14 protein-coding genes are annotated in these 17,507 nt (G+C 72.4%); 7 read left to right on the plus strand and 7 right to left on the minus strand.

Annotated elements, in window-relative coordinates:
- The first annotated feature begins 1 nt into the window (after nucleotide 1).
- Nucleotides 2-1,123: an N-acetylglucosamine-6-phosphate deacetylase gene (gene nagA / locus LRP67_RS04385; RefSeq protein WP_231268959.1), complete on the plus strand. Its 1,122-nt coding sequence runs from the start codon at nucleotides 2-4 to the stop codon at nucleotides 1,121-1,123.
- A gap of 115 nt (nucleotides 1,124-1,238) precedes the next feature.
- Nucleotides 1,239-2,492, plus strand: coding sequence for an HNH endonuclease signature motif containing protein (locus tag LRP67_RS04390; RefSeq protein WP_231268960.1), 1,254 nt, complete (start codon nucleotides 1,239-1,241; stop codon nucleotides 2,490-2,492).
- An 87-nt stretch (nucleotides 2,493-2,579) separates the two neighbouring features.
- Here the strand turns inward: LRP67_RS04390 and LRP67_RS04395 are convergent, their stop codons facing one another.
- Entirely contained in the window at nucleotides 2,580-3,539 is a 960-nt protein-coding gene (locus LRP67_RS04395) for a YihY/virulence factor BrkB family protein (RefSeq protein WP_231268961.1), read from the minus strand.
- A 333-nt stretch (nucleotides 3,540-3,872) separates the two neighbouring features.
- Between LRP67_RS04395 and LRP67_RS04400 the strand changes: the two genes are divergently transcribed.
- From LRP67_RS04400 to LRP67_RS04410, 3 genes are all read left to right on the plus strand, one after another.
- Nucleotides 3,873-4,265 carry an OsmC family protein gene (locus tag LRP67_RS04400; protein ID WP_231268962.1) on the plus strand — a complete coding sequence of 131 codons (393 nt, stop codon included), beginning with the start codon at nucleotides 3,873-3,875 and terminating at the stop codon, nucleotides 4,263-4,265.
- A gap of 26 nt (nucleotides 4,266-4,291) precedes the next feature.
- Nucleotides 4,292-6,652, plus strand: coding sequence for a DUF6351 family protein (locus LRP67_RS04405; RefSeq protein WP_231268963.1), 2,361 nt, complete (start codon nucleotides 4,292-4,294; stop codon nucleotides 6,650-6,652).
- Between the two features lie 62 nt (nucleotides 6,653-6,714).
- A complete protein-coding gene (locus LRP67_RS04410) occupies nucleotides 6,715-7,320 on the plus strand; it encodes a bifunctional 2-polyprenyl-6-hydroxyphenol methylase/3-demethylubiquinol 3-O-methyltransferase UbiG (RefSeq protein ID WP_231268964.1) in 606 nt (201 codons plus the stop codon).
- Nucleotides 7,321-7,405: 85 nt separating this feature from the next.
- On the opposite strand, the gene LRP67_RS04415 is transcribed toward LRP67_RS04410, so the two are convergent.
- Complete coding sequence (locus tag LRP67_RS04415; RefSeq protein WP_231268965.1) at nucleotides 7,406-8,887, minus strand: cell wall metabolism sensor histidine kinase WalK; 1,482 nt, start codon at nucleotides 8,885-8,887, stop codon at nucleotides 7,406-7,408.
- Between the two features lie 116 nt (nucleotides 8,888-9,003).
- Nucleotides 9,004-10,638 carry a phosphoglucomutase (alpha-D-glucose-1,6-bisphosphate-dependent) gene (gene pgm / locus LRP67_RS04420; RefSeq protein ID WP_231268966.1) on the minus strand — a complete coding sequence of 545 codons (1,635 nt, stop codon included), beginning with the start codon at nucleotides 10,636-10,638 and terminating at the stop codon, nucleotides 9,004-9,006.
- A 41-nt stretch (nucleotides 10,639-10,679) separates the two neighbouring features.
- Between pgm and LRP67_RS04425 the strand changes: the two genes are divergently transcribed.
- On the plus strand, nucleotides 10,680-11,474 hold the full coding sequence (locus tag LRP67_RS04425; RefSeq protein WP_231268967.1) for a crotonase/enoyl-CoA hydratase family protein: 795 nt from the start codon (nucleotides 10,680-10,682) through the stop codon (nucleotides 11,472-11,474).
- Nucleotides 11,471-13,069: a hypothetical protein gene (locus LRP67_RS04430; RefSeq protein WP_231268968.1), complete on the plus strand. Its 1,599-nt coding sequence runs from the start codon at nucleotides 11,471-11,473 to the stop codon at nucleotides 13,067-13,069. Before LRP67_RS04425 ends, LRP67_RS04430 begins: the two co-directional genes overlap by 4 nt.
- Here the strand turns inward: LRP67_RS04430 and LRP67_RS04435 are convergent, their stop codons facing one another.
- From LRP67_RS04435 to LRP67_RS04450, 4 genes are all read right to left on the minus strand, one after another.
- A complete protein-coding gene (locus tag LRP67_RS04435; protein WP_231268969.1) occupies nucleotides 13,070-13,723 on the minus strand; it encodes a hypothetical protein in 654 nt (217 codons plus the stop codon).
- A 67-nt stretch (nucleotides 13,724-13,790) separates the two neighbouring features.
- On the minus strand, nucleotides 13,791-14,717 hold the full coding sequence (locus LRP67_RS04440; protein ID WP_231268970.1) for an oxidoreductase: 927 nt from the start codon (nucleotides 14,715-14,717) through the stop codon (nucleotides 13,791-13,793).
- The gene (locus tag LRP67_RS04445) at nucleotides 14,714-15,532 is read right to left on the minus strand and encodes a maleylpyruvate isomerase family mycothiol-dependent enzyme (RefSeq protein WP_231268971.1); all 819 of its coding nucleotides are present in this window, start codon (nucleotides 15,530-15,532) and stop codon (nucleotides 14,714-14,716) included. Before LRP67_RS04445 ends, LRP67_RS04440 begins: the two co-directional genes overlap by 4 nt.
- A 115-nt stretch (nucleotides 15,533-15,647) precedes the next feature.
- On the minus strand, nucleotides 15,648-17,492 hold the full coding sequence (locus tag LRP67_RS04450) for an acyl-CoA dehydrogenase (protein ID WP_231268972.1): 1,845 nt from the start codon (nucleotides 17,490-17,492) through the stop codon (nucleotides 15,648-15,650).
- Nucleotides 17,493-17,507: the final 15 nt, after the last annotated feature.

A 17,507-nucleotide genomic window follows, 5' to 3' on the forward strand; every position in this document is an offset into this window, starting at 1 on the left:
CATGCTGATCTCGGCCGGACGGGTGGTCACCCCGGCGCGGGTCTTCGCGCCGGGGTGGGTGCTCGTCGAGGGCGACCGGATCGCCGACGTGGGATCCGGAGTGCCGTCCGGCAGCGCCGACGTGCACCTGCCCGACGCCACCCTGGTCCCCGGGTTCGTCGACGGGCACGCGCACGGCGGGGGCGGCGCCTCCTACGACACCGGCTCGCGGGTGGACGCCGCCGCCGTCACCGCCGCCCATCTCCGGCACGGCACCACGACGATGATGGCCAGCCTGGTGACGGCCACGCCGGATCGCCTCCTGTCCTCCGTCGCCGAGCTGGCGGCGGCCGCCGACGAGGGCGTCGTGGCCGGCATCCACCTCGAAGGCCCGTGGCTGAGCCCGCGCCGCGCCGGCGCCCACGACCCGGCCCTGCTGACCGACCCGGACCCGTCCCTGCTGGACGCCCTGCTCGATGCCGGGCGCGGCCACGTCCGGATGGTCACCCTCGCCCCGGAGCTGCCCGGCGGCCTGGACGCGATCCGCCGGCTCACGGCCGCGGGAGTCGTGTCGGCGATCGGCCACACCGAGGCGACGTACGACGTGGCGCGGGCGGCGCTGGACGCGGGCGCGAGCGTCGGCACCCACCTGTTCAACGCGATGCGGCCACTGCACCACCGCGAGCCCGGCCCGATCGCGGCGCTGCTGGAGCACCCCGACGCCTACGTCGAGCTCATCGCCGACGGCGTGCACGTCCACCCCGCCGCGCTGCGGCTCGCGGCGGAGGCCAAGCCGCACCTCTTCGTCCTGGTGACCGACGCGATGGCGGCCGCGGCCGCCGCCGACGGCGACTACCGGCTGGGGCGGATGACGGTCACCGTCCGTGACGGCGTCGCCCGACTGGCCGAGGGCGGCGCCATCGCCGGCTCGACGCTCACCATGGCAGCGGCCGTGCAGTACGCCGTCCAGGTGGCTGGGCTGCCCATCGCCGACGTGGTCCGCGCCGCCACCTCCACCCCCGCCGCTCTCCTGCACCTCGACCGAGTCGGCGCCCTGCGCCCCGGCTACCGCGCCGACCTCGTCGTCCTCGACCAGGACCTCGCCGTCCAGCGCGTCCTCCACTGCGGACGCTGGGTGACCTGATCTCTGGGCCGTCCAGGCCACCTGGTGTGCACAGGCCGGCGGTAGGTCGGTGGGTATCCACAGACGCTCGCTCGCCGATGGACCGATGTCCCCGGCGAGGCATAGCATCGAACACATGTTCGACGTCATCATGCGACAGCTCGACGAGACCGCCTCCGCCCTCGCCGACTGCCCGCGTGACCTCTCGGACGCTCAGCGCATCGACCTCATCCGCAAGATCGAGGAGCTGCACTGCATCGGCAGCGCGGCGCAGGCCACGACCGCGGTGGACCTCGACGAGTCCCAGCGCGCCGCCCAGGTCGCGGCGGGGGCGCGTGCCGAGCGCGTCGGAGAGGGCGTCGCCGAGCAGCTCGCCCTGGCCCGGCGGGAGTCTCCCCACAAGGGCTCGCGCCTGCTCGGGCTGGCGAAGGTCCTGGCCGGCGAGATGCCGCACACCCTCGCCCTGATGCGGCAGGGCCGGCTCAACGAGTGGCGCGCCACCATCCTGGCCCGCGAGACCGCCTGCCTGGCGCTCGAGCACCGGGCCGAGATCGACCGCCGCCTCTGCGCCACCGGCGAGGCCGCGACCATGAGCGACGCCGCCCTGGCGCGGGCCGCCAAGAAGCTCGCCTGCGAGCTCGACGCCGCCGCGATCGTCGCCCGGGCTCGCAAGGCGGAGACCGAGCGCCACGTCAGCATCCGCCCCGCCCCGGACACGATGTGCTGGGTCACCGCCCTGCTCCCGGTCACGGCCGGCGTCGGTGTCTACGCCGCCCTCCTGGCCGCCGCCAAAGCCGCCGTGGCCAGCGGTGACGAGCGCGGCAAGGGCCAGGTCATGGCCGACACGCTCGTCGCACGCGTCACCGGCGCCTCCGCCGCGGAGACCCCGCGCGTCGAGGTGAAGCTCGTGATGACCGACCGGTCCCTGCTCGGCCAGGCCGACGACGCGGCGCACCTGGCCGGCTACGGCCCAGTGCCCGCCCCCTGGGCTCGCGCCCTCGTCAAGGACGCGACGGCACAGGCGCGAGCCTTCATCCGCCGCCTCTACGTCGCCCCCGCCACCGGCGAGCTGATCGCCATGGACTCCCGCGCCCGCCTTGCCCCCCAAGGCCTGGCCGACCTCGTCGCCACCCGCGACCAGGACCTCTGCCGCACCCCCTGGTGCGGCGCCCCGATCGCCCAGACCGACCACGCCCACGCCTTCCAGGCCGGCGGCGAGACCTCCGCGGCCAACCTCCAGGGCCTCTGTCAGCGCTGCAACCTCGCCAAGCAGGCCCCCGGCTGGTTCGCCACCCCCGTCATCACCCAAGTCCGCCACACGATCGAGACCACCACCCCCACCGGCCACCGACATCGCTCCCGCGCCCCGGCTCAGTTGGTCGGACGTTGAGGTTGACCGCGTCGGACGAGTGTTTCACCGGATGATCAGTTCGGTGACACGGTCGCGGCAATGGCGCCGGATAGACGCAGGTCGAGCTCAGGGCTCGTTGAGGTGGGACGGCGTGCTGTCGGCGACCACCGCTCTGCGTTGACCCGGCGGGCGCTCAGGACCGATGGTGGAGTCGTACCCGGTCTGCCTTTCCGACTCACCGTTGACAGCCGCTCCGAACACGATGAGCAGGATGGTGACCCACAGCCAGAACATGCTGATCGCTACACCGGCGAGCGAGCCGTAGGTGGTCCCATAGGTGCCGAGGTTCTGCACGTATGTGAACAGCGCAGCGGAGGTGGCTGCCCACAGCACGGTGGCACCGGTTGCTCCCCACGTCGTCCATCGCCATTGGGGGCTCTTGCGGTCCGGGGCGAACCGGTAGAGGACAGCAAGCATCGTGCCCATCACCACTGCCAGCATCGGCCAGGCCGCGATAGCCGCCACCCCGCGTACGTAGCTGGGAGAGTCCTCGATGGTCCGGGAGATCATGCCGGCAACGGCGATCACCGCGCCCAGCAGGAGCGCCCCGCTGAGGACGAGCAGCAGGCCGAGGAACGTCCGTCGCAGAAAACTTCTCGTCTCTGTCTCGTGGTAGGCCACGGTCAACGCATCGATGAGAGCCACCATCGCGGTCGTGGCGGTCCAGAGCGCCAGCGCGAGCCCGGCCAGTCCGCGCACCGTCAGCACCTCCGTCGAGGCAGTGGTGATGCTGGTCAGCTGGTCGGTGACGAGCAGCTCGACCTGCGGCGGCAGCACCTCCGCCCCCCGAGCGAGCTGCCTCATCGCCTGAGCGGGCGTATTGAGGACGCCGTAGACCGAGAGGGCGGTCACCAGCACGGGCGCGACCGACAAGACTGCGAAGAACGCGACCCCGGCGCTGAGGAAGGGAAGACGGGCCTCCACCACATGCCGCGCGGCTCGCCCCAGCAGTTGTCGCCAGCTCCGGACCGACAACTGGGAGGGGGCGAGAGCATCCTCCGCCCCGCCGCCCGTGGGATCGTCCACGCTTCGCGTCACCGGACTCATCATTCGCTCCGGTTGCGTGGGTGTCGATGCCCAGGTGCCACCGCCATGAGTACGGGCGGAGGCGCCGCACTCACGGCGATCGATCTCTCATCGCCTGGCAGACTCAGGCCGACACGCGGTGGTAGGACGCGCCCTCGAAGGACCAGACGACGAGCGCCCGACAGACGCCGACGGTCGGGCTCCGGCAGGCGATCATGGTGGAACGATGACGACGGATGTCGGAGCCCCCGGAGCTTCCACGGGTTGACTCTTGTGGAGGCGAGCATCGAGCGAGAACCTCACGTCCGCCAGCGCAACTGATAGGAGCCCATCATGCACCTGTCACCGTACGGCGTCCGCGCGACGGCCGGGACCCTGCGCGCAGCGGAGGGGGTGGTGCTCGCCCACGCCTGGACCGAGGAGGGAGTGGTGGCGGGCCCAGCGGCGAACGGCGCGCAGGTGATGCACCTGTCGGTGGCGCTGTGCGTCCTCAACGACACCTACCGTGAGGCCGAGCGGCTCGGGGTGCGGGTGGACGGGATCGTGGTCGAGGCCGACGGCGGGTTCGACGAGGAGTGGCGCTCGACGGGGGTCACCTACGCGGTGACGCTCGAGTCGCCGGCGTCGGAGGCGGACCTGGCACGGCTGGCCGCGGTGGTCGACGAGGTGGCCGAGATCCCACGCGCGCTGCGCGGCGGCGTACCTGTCGGGCGGTTCGGCCGTTAGGCCTCTCGAACCCCTGGAGGACACCCATGCACCGACGTCTCGTCGCCCTCGCCTCGGCGCTGCTGCTGCCCCTCGTAGCCGCGCCCGTGCTCACGCCCGCCGACGCGGCGTCGGCCCCGGCGCCGACAACAGCCGTGGGGCGCCAGGACCCGGCGGGTACGCCGCTCGCGCGCGGGGCGCAGCGCCGCAAGCTGATCGTGCGGGTGCTGTCCAACCGCGCCGACCTGGTCTCCGAGGGTGACGCGCGGGTGGCGGTCACGGCCGCCAAGGGGGTGCGGCTGCGCAGCATCCGGGTGTTCGTGGGCCGCCGCGAGGTCACGAAGCGCTTCGCCGTGCGTCCCACCGGCCGCTACGAGGGGATCGTGAGGGGGCTGCGGGTCGGCCGCAACGTCGTCGTCGCGCGCTGGCGCGGCTACCGCGCGCGGGCGGTCGTCACCAACCACCCCGCCGGCGGGCCGCTCTTCTCCGGACCGCAGCTGAGGCACTACCGCTGCCAGGCGACGGCGCGCGACGCGCAGTGCAACCAGCCGGCGACGTACTCGCTGCTCTACCGGTCGACGAACCCCCTGACCGGCGGGCTGCAGCCCTACGACCCGAAGGACCCGCCCGCTGACATGGCGACGACGACCACGGACCGCGGCGTCCGGGTGCCGTTCATCGTCCGCCGCGAGGACGGCTTCCAGGACCGCGACCGCTACACGATCCTCACCCTGTGGCAGCCCGGGAAGCCGTGGGCGCCCTGGCGACCGCAGCGGCAGTTCAACGGCAAGGTGCTGGTGACCCACGGCGGCGGCTGCGGGGCGTCGTACTCGCCCGGGACGCCGCCGCTCGAGGACTTCTCCGGCACCATCCCCTCGGAGACGCCCGGCGTCACCCAGAGCTACGTGACCGCGCTCGGAAAGGGCTTCTCGGTCATCTCGACCGCGCTCGACAACACCGGCCACAACTGCAACGTGGCGATGAACGCCGAGTCGCTGGTGATGGCCAAGGAGCGCTTCGTCGAGCGCTACGGGACGATCCGCTACACGATCGGCACCGGCTGCTCGGGCGGCTCCATCGCCCAGCACACGGTGGCCAACGCCTACCCCGGGATCTACCAGGGCCTGATCACCACCTGCTCCTACCCGGACACGCTGACCGCGGGCGCGCAGTTCGCCGACTACCACCTGATGCGCCGCTACTTCGAGGAGCCGAGCCGCTGGGGTCCGGGCGTGGCCTGGCTGCCGACCCAGATGGCCGACGTCGAGGGCCACCTCACCCACCTCAATGCCGTCGTCGCCGACGAGGGTCTCTTCAAGTCGGCGCTGAACCCCGAGGACGAGTGCGGCGGTACGACGGCGCCGGTGGCCGGAGACCCGGCGACCCGCTACGACTCCGAGATCAATCCGGGCGGCGTGCGCTGCTCGGTGCTCGACCTCATGGTCAACCTGATCGGCCCGCGTCCGTCGTCGGTGTGGACCCCGCAGGAGAAGCGGGCCGGGCGCGGCTTCGGGGGCATCCCGTTCGCGAACGCCGGGATCCAGTACGGGCTCGAGGCACTGAAGGCGGGCCGGATCACGACCGCGCAGTTCCTCGACCTCAACGAGAAGCTCGGCGGACTCGACGTCGACAGCCAGCCGATCGCGGGGCGCACCGTGGGCGACCCGGCGTCGGTGGCGCGCGCCTACCGCACCGGCCTGGTCAACCTCGCCACCAACCTCGACCAGGTCGCGATGATCAACTTCGGGGGCCCCGACCCGGGGCTCGCCCACGACTACGCGCACGCCTTCTGGACCGAGGAACGACTGCGGCGCGACCAGGGCCACACCGACAACCGGGTGATGTGGTTCGGCGCCGTTCCGCTCATCGGCGACCTCGGCTGGGCCAACGACGCGCTGGTGCAGATGGACCGGTGGCTGACCCGGGTCGAGCGCGATCGTCGCACCGTCCCGCTCGCCCGCAAGGTCGTCCAGGACAAGCCCGCCGACCTCACCGACCGGTGCACCAACGTGCCCGGCGTCGGCGAGGTGCCCGGCGCGGGCGACGAGGTCGACTGCGTGCTGCCGGAGTCCCTTCAGCTGCGGCTGAGCACGCCGCGCGAGATGGCCGGCGACGACGTCCACAACGACCGGCTCTCGTGCCGGCTCACGCCGCTGGAGCGCAGCGCCTACGACTTCCTCCTGGTGCCGCTGACCGACGCCGAGTGGGCCCGGCTGCAGGCGATCTTCCCGCGCGGCGTCTGCGACTACTCCCGACCGGGCCTGGGCTCCCAGCCCGCCCAGACCTGGCTCGCGTACGCCGACGCGCGCGGCCGGGTCGTCCACGGCGGTCGCAACCTCCCGAGGGTGCCCGCAGCCTCGGGCGAGGGCTGGTCGAGCCCCTCGTTCCGCGGCCTGCTCCACCGCTGACGACCCCGCCGGTCCGACCTCCGGGCAGCAGGGGGGACCGGGGGTGGCGGCACAATGCAGGCATGGTGGAGCAGAGCGCGTGGATGCGGAAGGTGGCCGCGGACCCGGGCCACTCGTCCTGGTACGTCGAGCGGATGCGCGGCATGGCGGCCGCCGGGGAGGACCTGGAGGGCGAGGCCCGCCTGGTCGACGCGATGGTGGGGCGCGGGTCGCGCATCCTGGACGCCGGCTGCGGACCGGGTCGTGTGGGTGCCGCGCTGCACCGCCGGGGGCACGACGTGGTCGGCGTCGACGTCGACCCGGTGCTGATCGAGGCGGCCGTCGCGGACCACCCGGGGCCGCGCTGGATCGTGGGCGACCTGGCCGAGCTGGACCTGCCTGCCCAGGGGATCGAGGAGCGATTCGACGCGATCGTCTGTGCCGGCAACGTGATGACGTTCCTGGCGCCGAGCACCCGCGTGGACGTGCTGCGCCGGATGCGGGCGCACGTCGAGGAGGAGGGGCGGGTCGTGGTCGGCTTCGGTGCCGCCCGCGGCTACGACTTCGCCGACTTCCTGACCGATGCCCGCGCCGCGGGGCTGCCGCCCGACCTGCTCCTGTCCTCGTGGGACCTGCGTCCGTGGTACCCCGGCTCGAGCTTCCTGGTCGCCGTACTCAAGCCCAGCTAGCCGCGCTGGCTCGTGGGTGAGCTCTCGCTGGCGGCGGCCCCGCCGGCCCCGCGGCCCCCGACGTCGGACGGCGCGGCCTGCCGGATCACCCCTTCGTCAGCGGGAGGCTGACCCGGAACGTGCTGCCCGTCCCCAGGCGACTCTCGAGCGTCACCTCGCCGTCGTGGGCGGCGACGATGGAGCTGACGATGTCGAGCCCGAGGCCGGTGCCCGGGATGTGACGGTCGCGCGCCTCGTGCCCGCGGAAGAAGCGGTCGAAGACCTGGTCGACCTCGTCCCTCGCGATCCCGATGCCGGTGTCGCTCACCGTGAGCCGGACGGTGCCGTCGTCCTCCGACAGCGCCACGGTGACCGAGCCGTCGCGCAGGGTGTACTTGACCGCGTTGGAGAGCAGGTTGTCCACCACCTGGCGCATGCGCTGCTCGTCGACCACGGTGTCGAGCCGGTCGGGCACGTCGACCTCGAGGGACACCCCGGCCTCTTCGGCGACGGCCGCCACGGCCTCCACGGCGTGACGCGTCAGCGACGCGAGGTCCGCGGGCCCGCGCCGCAGCGGCAGGCTGCCCTCGTCGGCCTGACCGACGTGGAGCAGATCCGTGACCAGGGCCTCCAGTCGCAGCGCGTTGCGCTGCACGACCCGCAGCTGACGGACGACCTGAGCCGGAAGGTCGTTGCGGGAGCCGAGGATCTCCAGGTAGCCGAGCACGGACGTGAGCGGCGTACGCAGCTCGTGCGACACCGAGGCCACGAACTGGTCCTTGACCTGGATCGCGCGCATCAGGTCGGTGATGTCCTGGTAGGCGAGGGCCGCGCCGAGCCTCTGGCCCGACGCGCTGCGCAGCTGGCGGGCCGAGGTCGAGAAGGCGGTCCGCGTCAAGGGATCCTCGCCCGCCCAGTACGCGTAGTCGTCGAACTCCTCGCCCATCGCGGCTCGCTGCGACGGCATCTCCTCCTTGGTGAGCGGCGTCGTGCCGTCCAGACCGTAGACGTGGCCGAGCTGGCCGGCGTGGCCGTCGTGGCCGTCGGGGAACGGCAGCCGCATCGTCTCCTCGTGCCGGCGGTTCATCCGCTCGTACCGGCCGTCCGGCCCGATCAGCAGCAGACCGACCCCCACCGTCTCGAAGATCGCCTCCAGCGCCTGGCGCTCCCGCTCGAGATCGGCGTTGGCCCTCCTGAGTCGCTCCTCCTGCTGGTGCTGGTCGGTGACGTCGAGGATCTGGGAGATGAAGTGCAGCGGGGTGCCGTCACGGCTGCGCACGAGGGCGGCGGACAGGTCACCCCAGATGACCTGGCCCTGCGCATGCAGGTAGCGCTTGCGCAGCCGGAAGGAGTCGATCTCCCCCTCCAGGGTCCGGGCGACCAGCCCGAGATCTGCGGCGAGGTCCTCGGGGTGGGTGATCTCCTGGAACCCGCGCGAGGTGAGCTCGTCGACGTCGTAGCCCAGCATCCCCGCCAGGGCGGGGTTCGCCATGAGCAGGCGCCCGTCCGGCGCGACCAGCGCCATGCCGATCGGGGAGTGCTGCAGGGTGAGGTTCCACAGGTCGGAGCTGCCGGAGGACTCAGTCACCGCGGGCCCCTCTTCGTCGACGCTGCTGAGGACAACCGTAGGGGAACCGGCGCCGAGGCGGCACGCGGCCCGCGCCTACGCTGGCGCCGGCCGGGTCCGGCCCGGCCCGGCGCAGGTCAGCCCAGTGCCGCGGACACCACCTCGCGGGCCTCCTCCTGCACGCGGGCGAGGTGCTCGGGGCCTTGGAACGACTCGGCATAGATCTTGTAGACGTCCTCGGTCCCGGAGGGCCGCGCGGCGAACCAGGCGGACCCGGTCGTCACCTTGAGCCCCCCGATCTTGGCGCCGTTGCCGGGCGCCTGCGTGAGCTTGGCCGTGATCTCCTCGCCGGCCAGCGTGGTGGCGGTCACGTCGTCGGGGGACAGGGCGGCGAGCTTGGCCTTCTGCGCGCGGTCGGCGGGGGCGTCGATGCGCGCATACGCCGGGTCGCCGTGCTGGGCGACCAGGTCGGCGTAGTGCTCACTGGGGCTGCGGCCCGTCCTCGCCAGGATCTCGGAGGCCAGCAGCGCGAGGATGATGCCGTCCTTGTCGGTCGTCCAGGTGCTGCCGTCGGTGCGCAGGAACGATGCGCCCGCCGACTCCTCGCCGCCGAAGCCGAACGAGCCGTCGATCAGGCCGGGCACGAACCACTTGAACCCGACCGGCACCTCCACCATCGGCTTGCCCAGCGACGCGGCGACCCGGTCGATCATGGAGGACGACACCAGCGTCTTGCCGATCCGGGCGGCCTCGGGCCAGCCGGGACGGGCGCCGCCGAAGAGGTAGCCGATCGCGACCGCCAGGAAGTGGTTGGGGTTCATCAGCCCACCGTCCGGCGTGACGATCCCGTGCCGGTCGGAGTCGGCGTCGTTGCCGGTGGCCACGTCGTACTCGTCCTTGCGCGAGATCAGCGACGCCATCGCGCTCGGGGAGGAGCAGTCCATGCGGATCTTCTCGTCCCAGTCCAGCGTCATGAAGCGCCAGGTGGGGTCGACCAGCGGGTTGACCACGGTCAGGTCGAGACCGTGCCGCTCCGCGATCGCGCCCCAGTAGTCGACGCTGGCGCCGCCGAGCGGGTCGGCGCCGATGCGCACCCCGGCCTCGCGGACCGCCGCGAGGTCGAGCACCTGCGGCAGGTCGTCGACGTAGGTGCCCAGGAAGTCGTAGGACGACGCCGCCGCCCGGGCCCGCCCGAAGGGGATCCGCCGTACGCCGTCCAGCCCGGCGGCGATCAGCTCGTTGGCGCGCGCGGCGATCGCCGACGTGGCGTCGGTGTCGGCCGGTCCGCCGTGGGGCGGGTTGTACTTGAAGCCGCCGTCGCTGGGCGGGTTGTGCGAGGGGGTCACGACGATGCCGTCGGCCAGCCCCGAGGTCGTGGCGCGGTTGGCGCGGATGATCGCGTGCGAGACGGCCGGCGTCGGCGTGTAGCGGTCGTCGGCGTCGACCAGGACGGTGACGTCGTTGCCCGCGAGCACCTCCAGTGCGGTCGCCCACGCGGGCTCGGACAGCCCGTGGGTGTCGCGGCCGATGAAGAGCGGGCCGTCGTAGCCCTGCTCCTTGCGGTAGTCGCAGATCGCCTGGGTCGTGGCCAGGATGTGGGTCTCGTTGAAGCTGGTGCGCAGGCTGCTGCCGCGGTGCCCGCTGGTGCCGAACGCGACCTGCTGGTCGACGTCCTCGGGGTCCGGCACCCCGGTGTAGTACGCCGTCACCAGGTGCGCGACGTCGACGAGGTCCTGGGGCTGGGCGGGCGTTCCCGCGCGAGACTCGGCCATGGCGCCCATCATGCACGCTGGCCCCGCCCTACGATTCACCCATGAGCCACGTGACCTGCACGATCGAGGACGGCATCGCGCACGTGCGCCTGGACCGGCCCGAGAAGCTCAACGCGCTGACGCTCCAGATCCTCGACGACCTGGTCTCGACCGCGCAGATGCTGCGCAAGGACCGGGCGCTGCGGGCGGTGGTGATCTCGGGGGAGGGTGACTCGTTCTGCGCGGGGCTCGACTTCGGCCAGGTCCTGAGGCAGCCGGCGAAGGTGGTCACCAGCTTCCTGCCGCGGCCGTGGCGCGGGACCAACACCTTCCAGGAGGCCTGCTGGGCCTGGCGGCGGGTGCCGGTGCCGGTGATCGCCGCCGTCCACGGGCACTGCCTCGGCGGCGGGCTGCAGATCGCGCTGGCCGCGGACTTCAGGATCGCCACCCCGGACTCGAGCTGGTCGGTGCTCGAGGGCAAGTGGGGGATCATCCCCGACATGTCGGGCATCCGGAGTCTGGCCGAGCTGGTCGGGATCGACGTGGCCAAGAGGTTGACGATGACCGCCGAGACGGTCTCCGGCACCGAGGCCCGCGACCTGGGTCTGGTCACCGACCTGGCCGCGGACCCGGTGGTCGCCGCGGTGAACCTCGCGGAGCGGCTCAAGGCCCGCAGCCCCGACCAGCTCGCCGCCGCCAAGCGGCTGTTCAACGACACCTGGACCTCGAGCCCGCGGCACACGTTCGCGCGCGAGCGGGTCGAGCAGGCCTTCCTGCTGTTCGCGCGCAACACCAAGGTCGCCCGCGAGGCGGCGTTCGCGAAGGTCTCCCCGCAGTTCGCGCGCCGCGGGCGGTGAGGTTCCAGCGCTCCGCCGCACTCCTGGCGTTCGCTGTCCTCCTGTGGGCGCTCGGACCGCTGGTCCTCGTGCTCGGCCTGGGCGCGCTCGCGGTCTCGCGCGTGCGCCGCTGGCTGCGCCCCACCTGGCGCGTCGTGGTGGCGTGGGCAGGCGCGGTCGCGGTGCTCACCGGCGTCGTGGTCCTCGTCCCGGACGGCTACCTGCCTGTCCCGCCCGGCGCCGGCGCGCTCGTGACCCCGACCTACACCGGCCGCCCCGCGACTCCGACGCCGCTGGATCTGCGAGTGCCTCAGCACCCCCGCCTGGCGCCCAACGGGAGCAGCTCGATGCACAACGACGGCTGGGCCTCCGACGCGTACGCCGGTCCCGGCCCGGTGGGCGAGTCCCCCGAGGTCGACACCGCCTGGTACGGCGTGAAGGAGTGCGCGACCCTCGCCTTCGACAGCCGCGAGCGGCTGGTCGCGCTGTGCGGGACCGTGCGGGGCCCGGTGCTGCACGTCATCGACCCCGAGTCGATGCGCCCGCGCGACACCCTCGAGCTGCCGGCGCGCCGCGACAACGGCAACGGAAAGCGCCCGTGGGAGGACCTCTGCGGCGGCTCGTACTTCTTCCTCGACGACCAGGACCGCGCCGTCACGGGCACCACCGACCGCAGCATCGTCGCGGTCGCGACCGCCGACGGCGCGGGCGAGCCCGACCTGACCGTCCAGACGACCTACGACCTCACCGAGCAGGTCCCCGAGGACGACTGCCTGATCGCGCTGATGCCCGACTGGCAGGGGCGGATCTGGTACGAGACCGAGGACGGCCGGGTCGGCTTCGTCGACCCCGGCACCGGCCGCGTGACGGTGCTCGACCTGGGCGAGGAGATCGCGAACTCCTTCTCGGTCTCCCGGGACGGCGGCGTTTACGTGGTCACCGTCAACGCGCTGTACGAGCTCGGGGTCGACCGCGCCGAGCGGCCGGTGGTCCGCTGGCGCACGCCGTACGACCGCGGCACCGACGTGAAGCCGGGGCAGCTGAGCCGCGGGAGCGGGACCACGCCGACGGTGCTGCCCGGCGGACTGGTGGCGATCACCGACAACGCGGAGCCGCGCATGAACGTGCAGCTCTATGACACCGACGATGGCTCCTTGGTCTGTCAGCGCGCGGTCTTCGGCGACGACGCCAGCGCCACCGACAACTCCCTGGTCTCGGTCGGCGACGGGGTGATCGTCGAGAACAACCACGGCTACCGCAACCCGCTGAGCACGGTCCTGGGCTTCACGCCGGCGGGTGGGTTCGCCCGCGTCGACGTCGCCGGCGGCGAGTGCGAGCTGGTGTGGACCTCCGAGGCGATCGCGCCCACGTCGGTGGCGAAGGTGTCGCTGGCGACAGGGCTCGTCTACGCCTACACGAAGCGCTCGAGCCTGCTCGGCGTCAACGCGTGGTACCTCTCCGCCCTCAGCGCCGAGACCGGGCGCACCGTCTGGTCGGTCCGCACGGGCATCGGCTCGATGTTCAACAACCACTACTCGGCGGTGACGCTGTCGCCCGACGGATCGGTGTACGTCGCCACGCTGGCCGGGTTGGTCCGGGTGCGCGACCGGCGCTGACTACTCCTCGTCGCGCGCCCGCGCCCGCGCCCGCAGCTCGTCCTGCTTGCGGCGCCGGGCGATCTCACGGCGGGCGAGCACGTAGGCGATCACGATCGGCCAGACGTACTTCGACTTGTCGAGCACCTCACGCACCCACCCCGGCAGCGAGACCTCGAAGTTCGGCAGGTCGGGAAGCGGCAGCGACGGCAGATCCGGGAGCGGGAGGCGCGGCAGATCCCAGTCGGGCCAGTCGACGGAGAACGCGAGCCGCGCCAGCAGCACCGTCACCAGGATCGGCACGACCACGGCGGCCACGCCGCCCCCGGTCTCGATCAGCGCGTAGCGGCGCGGGTGCGCGCGCACGCGGTCCTCGTACGCCGCCGCGGGCGAGCCGGGCTCGGGGTCCAGGTCGATGCCGGCGAGCTGTCCCGGCGCGACGACCGTGGCGCGCCGCGGCTTGCCCAGGCCGCTGAAGCGCAGGGCCAGGGTGCCGAGCTCGGGCCGCTCCTTGACGGTGAGGCGAGGCTTGTCGTCGGCCGACTTCCGCTCGAGGACCAGGTCGCCGTCGACCCACCACTGGATGCGGCGCGAGACCGAGCCGTAGACCTCGACCCGGTGCGAGCGCCCCTCGACGCGGAGCTCCCAGGTCTGCAGCGGGTCGTCGGAGGCCATGGGCTCGACGCTAGGCGGGCCTGCCGGGCGCCACATCGGTCCGCGGTCGCGGACCCTTCGACTTTGGTCAGGGGTAGCGGGTGCCCGTGGTCTGCTCGCTGATCTCCCACAGCCGGCGCTGGGCGTCGGGGTCGCGCGCGGCCCTGCTGGGGGTGACCACCTGGGGCGCACCGGCCATCTCCCCGAGGCCGCTGGGTCCGCAGTAGCTGCCGCCGGGCAGCTCGGCGGTGGCGGCCATGAGGCTGGGCCAGGCGCCGGCAGCCGCGGACTGCGAGACCGCGCGGATGGCCGCGTCGAGGATTGACGCGACGCCGCCCGCGGACCGGCCGTACTGGCCGTTGGCGGCGAGATGGGTGCCAGCGAAGCCGGGGTGGGCGGCGTACGCGCGCAGCGGGATCGCGGCCGCCGTCGCGCGGCGCTCCAGCTCGTAGGTGAAGAGCAGGTTGGCGAGCTTGGAGGCGGCGTACGTCGGCCACCGCGAGTAGCGGCCCTGCTGGACCAGGGGATCGCCCAGCGGGGCGGCCTTGGCGTAGCGGTGGAACTGCGAGGACACGGTCACCACCCGCGCATCGCCGCTCGCGACGAGCTGGGGGAGCAGCAGCCCGGTGAGCAGGAACGGGCCGAAGTGGTTGGTGGCCATCTGCAGCTCGAGCCCGTCGGCCGTGCGGGAGTACGGCGTCCCCATGACGCCGGCGTTGTTGACGAGCACGTCGATCGGGCCGAGCCTCGCCGCCGAGGCCGCCGCCCGGCGTACCGAGCCGAGGTCGGACAGGTCCACCGTGAGCCGCTCCAGGAGCGCGTCGGGCAGCTCTGCGCGCACCGCCCGCTCGGTCTCGTCGATCTTGGCCTCGGTGCGGCCGGACAGGACCACCCGGGCGCCGCGGCGGGCGAGCTCGAGGGCGGTGTGGTGCCCGAGCCCGCCGACCGTCGTCCCCGTGACCAGGACCGTCCGGCCGGTCTGGTCGGGGATGTCCTCGAGCCGCCAGCCGCTCACGGCGTCGTCGCCATCGCGTCGACCACGCGCTCGCCCAGCTGCCGGTCCCCGACGACCTCGACCGCCCCGGGTGCGGGCGGACGTCGGCCGCCGGCGAGCATGACGAAGGTCTCGCGGTCCATGCGCAGGCAGGCGGTCGGATCCGGCGGCGGCGAGGGCAGGCGCTCGCCGCGCCCGGAGCCGCTGACCGTGAAGACGAAGGGCTCACTGCCTGCCATCTCCAGGACCAGGGTGGTGCCCTCCGGCGCGCCCACCTTCTTGGCGAGCACGTAGCCCAGGCTCTCGGCGAGGTACTCCGCCGTGTGCCGGGCCACGGCGAGGTCCATCCCGCCGGGTCGTCCGACCGCCCGCCGGATGTCCTGCGCGTGCATCCACACGTCCAGCGGGCGATTGCGCAGGAGCGTCTCCCAGCTCCACGGCACGCCACCGAAGACCACCTCGGGCCGGGCCTGGGCGTCGGTGGGCGGGTCGGCCAGCAGCGCCGTGTGCCGGGTGGTGGCGGTCTCGCGGATCTCGTTGATGATCAGGTCGGGGGCGGCGTCGCGGCGGTTGACCACGCCGATCTCGGTGTAGAGCCCCATGGGTGCGGTGACGTGCGCCGGCTGCCCCACGTCGGCGGTCTCCTCCGGCGCGCCGGCGAGGATCGCCTCCAGGTGGGCGACGTGCGCCGCGACCGCACGCACGTCCCAGCCGGGCAGGTCGGTCGGTGTGTCCCACTCGTCGGGCGAGAGCTCCTCGAGCACCCCGGTGAGGTCGTGGATCGCCTCCCACCACACCTCGACGTACCCGGCAAGTCGCTCCTGGTCGCTCAGCATGCCGCCTAACCTAGGCCAAGCCGGAGGGCGACCACGATCGCGCTGACCCGTCACAAGCTCGCCCAAATCACCGCTGACCCGCCAGAAAGTCTCTGACGGGTCAGCGGTGGGTGGATCAGAAGACGGACTCGTCGAGGTCCATCAGGGCGAGGTCGGTGGCCTCGGCGATGGCCCGCTCGGCGGTGAGGCGCGGCAGGTTGGTCTGCGCGAAGAACTGCGCGGCCGCCACCTTGCCCTCGTAGAACGCCTTGTCCTTGCCGGGGTCGCCCGCGAGCTTCTCGAGCGCCACCTCGGCACCCTTGAGCAGCAGCCAGCCACAGACGACGTCCCCGAGGGCCATCAGCAGGCGGGTGGTGTTGAGGCCCACCTTGTAGATGTTGCGGATCTCGCCCTCGGCCGACATCAGGTCGTTGATCATGTGCCCGACGATCGCCTGGGCGTCCTCGAGCGCGGTGGCGAGCAGGGCGCGCTCCACCTTGAGCCGACCGTTGCCGGACTCGGCGTCCAGGAAGCCCTGGATCTCGCCGGCCAGGTGGCCCAGCGCCTTGCCCTGGTCCTTGACGATCTTGCGGAAGAAGAAGTCCTGGCCCTGGATCGCGGTCGTGCCCTCGTACAGGGTGTCGATCTTGGCGTCACGGACGTACTGCTCGACCGGGTACTCCTGCAGGAAGCCCGAGCCGCCGAAGGTCTGCAGCGACTCGGTGCCCAGCAGGACCCACGACCGCTCGGAGCCGTAGCCCTTGACGATCGGCAGGAGCAGGTCGTTGACCTTCTCGGCCAGCTCGTCGCGCTCGCCGGCGTGCTCGGCCAGCATCACCCTGTCCTGCCAGGACGCGGTGTAGAGCACCAGCGACCGCATCGCCTCCGAGAACGACTTCTGCGTCATCAGCGAACGGCGGACGTCGGGGTGGTGGGTGATCGTCACGCGCGGCGCCGTCTTGTCGCCGGACTGGGTCAGGTCGGCGCCCTGCTGGCGCTGCTTGGCGTAGTCGAGCGCGTTGAGGTAGCCGGTGGACAGCGTGGCGATGGCCTTGGTGCCTACCAGCATCCGGGCGTTCTCGATGACCTGGAACATCTGCGCGATGCCGTTGTGCACCTCGCCGAGCAGCCAGCCCTGGGCCGGCTCCTTCTCGCCGAAGGTGACCTCGCAGGTGTTGGAGACCTTGATCCCCATCTTGTGCTCGACGTTGGTGACGTAGGCGCCGTTGCGCTCGCCGGTCAGCTCGCCGGTCTCGTGGTCGAAGTGGAACTTCGGGACGAGGAACAGGCTCAGGCCCTTGGTGCCGGGGCCGCCGACGCCCTCGATGCCGACGGGGCGCGCCAGCACGAGGTGCATGATGTTCTCGCTCATGTCGTGCTCGGCCGAGGTGATGAAGCGCTTGACGCCCTCGATGTTCCACGAGCCGTCGTCGTTGAGCGTGGCCTTGGTGCGACCGGCGCCGACGTCGGAGCCGGCGTCGGGCTCGGTGAGGACCATGGTGCAGCCCCACTGGCGGTCGACCATGAACTGCGCGATCTTCTTGTCGCGCTCGTTGCCGTTGCGGTAGACGACGTTGGCGAACGCCGGGCCGGCGGCGTACATCCAGACCGGCGCGTTCGCGCCGAGCACCAGCTCCGCGGTCGCCCAGATCAGGCTGGAGGGGGCCGGCTGGCCACCGAGCTCCTCGACGACCTGCAGGCGCCACCACTCGGCGTCCATCCAGGCCTGGTAGCTCTTCTTGAACGACTCGGGGAGGTCCGCGGCGCCGGTCGTGGGGTCGAAGACCGGCGGGTTGCGGTCGCTGTCCACGTACGACGCCGCGAGGTCCTCGCGCGACAGGCGGTCGACCTCGGCGAGGATCGAGCGGGCGGTGTCGCCATCGACCTCGGCGAACGGGCCCGTGCCCAGGACCTCGTCGCGGCCCAGGACCTCGAAGAGGTTGAACTCGATGTCGCGCAGGTTGCTCTTGTAGTGGCTCACTGACCCACCATTCTG

The sequence above is a fragment of the Nocardioides sp. cx-169 genome (assembly GCF_021083605.1).
Taxonomy (GTDB): domain Bacteria; phylum Actinomycetota; class Actinomycetes; order Propionibacteriales; family Nocardioidaceae; genus Nocardioides.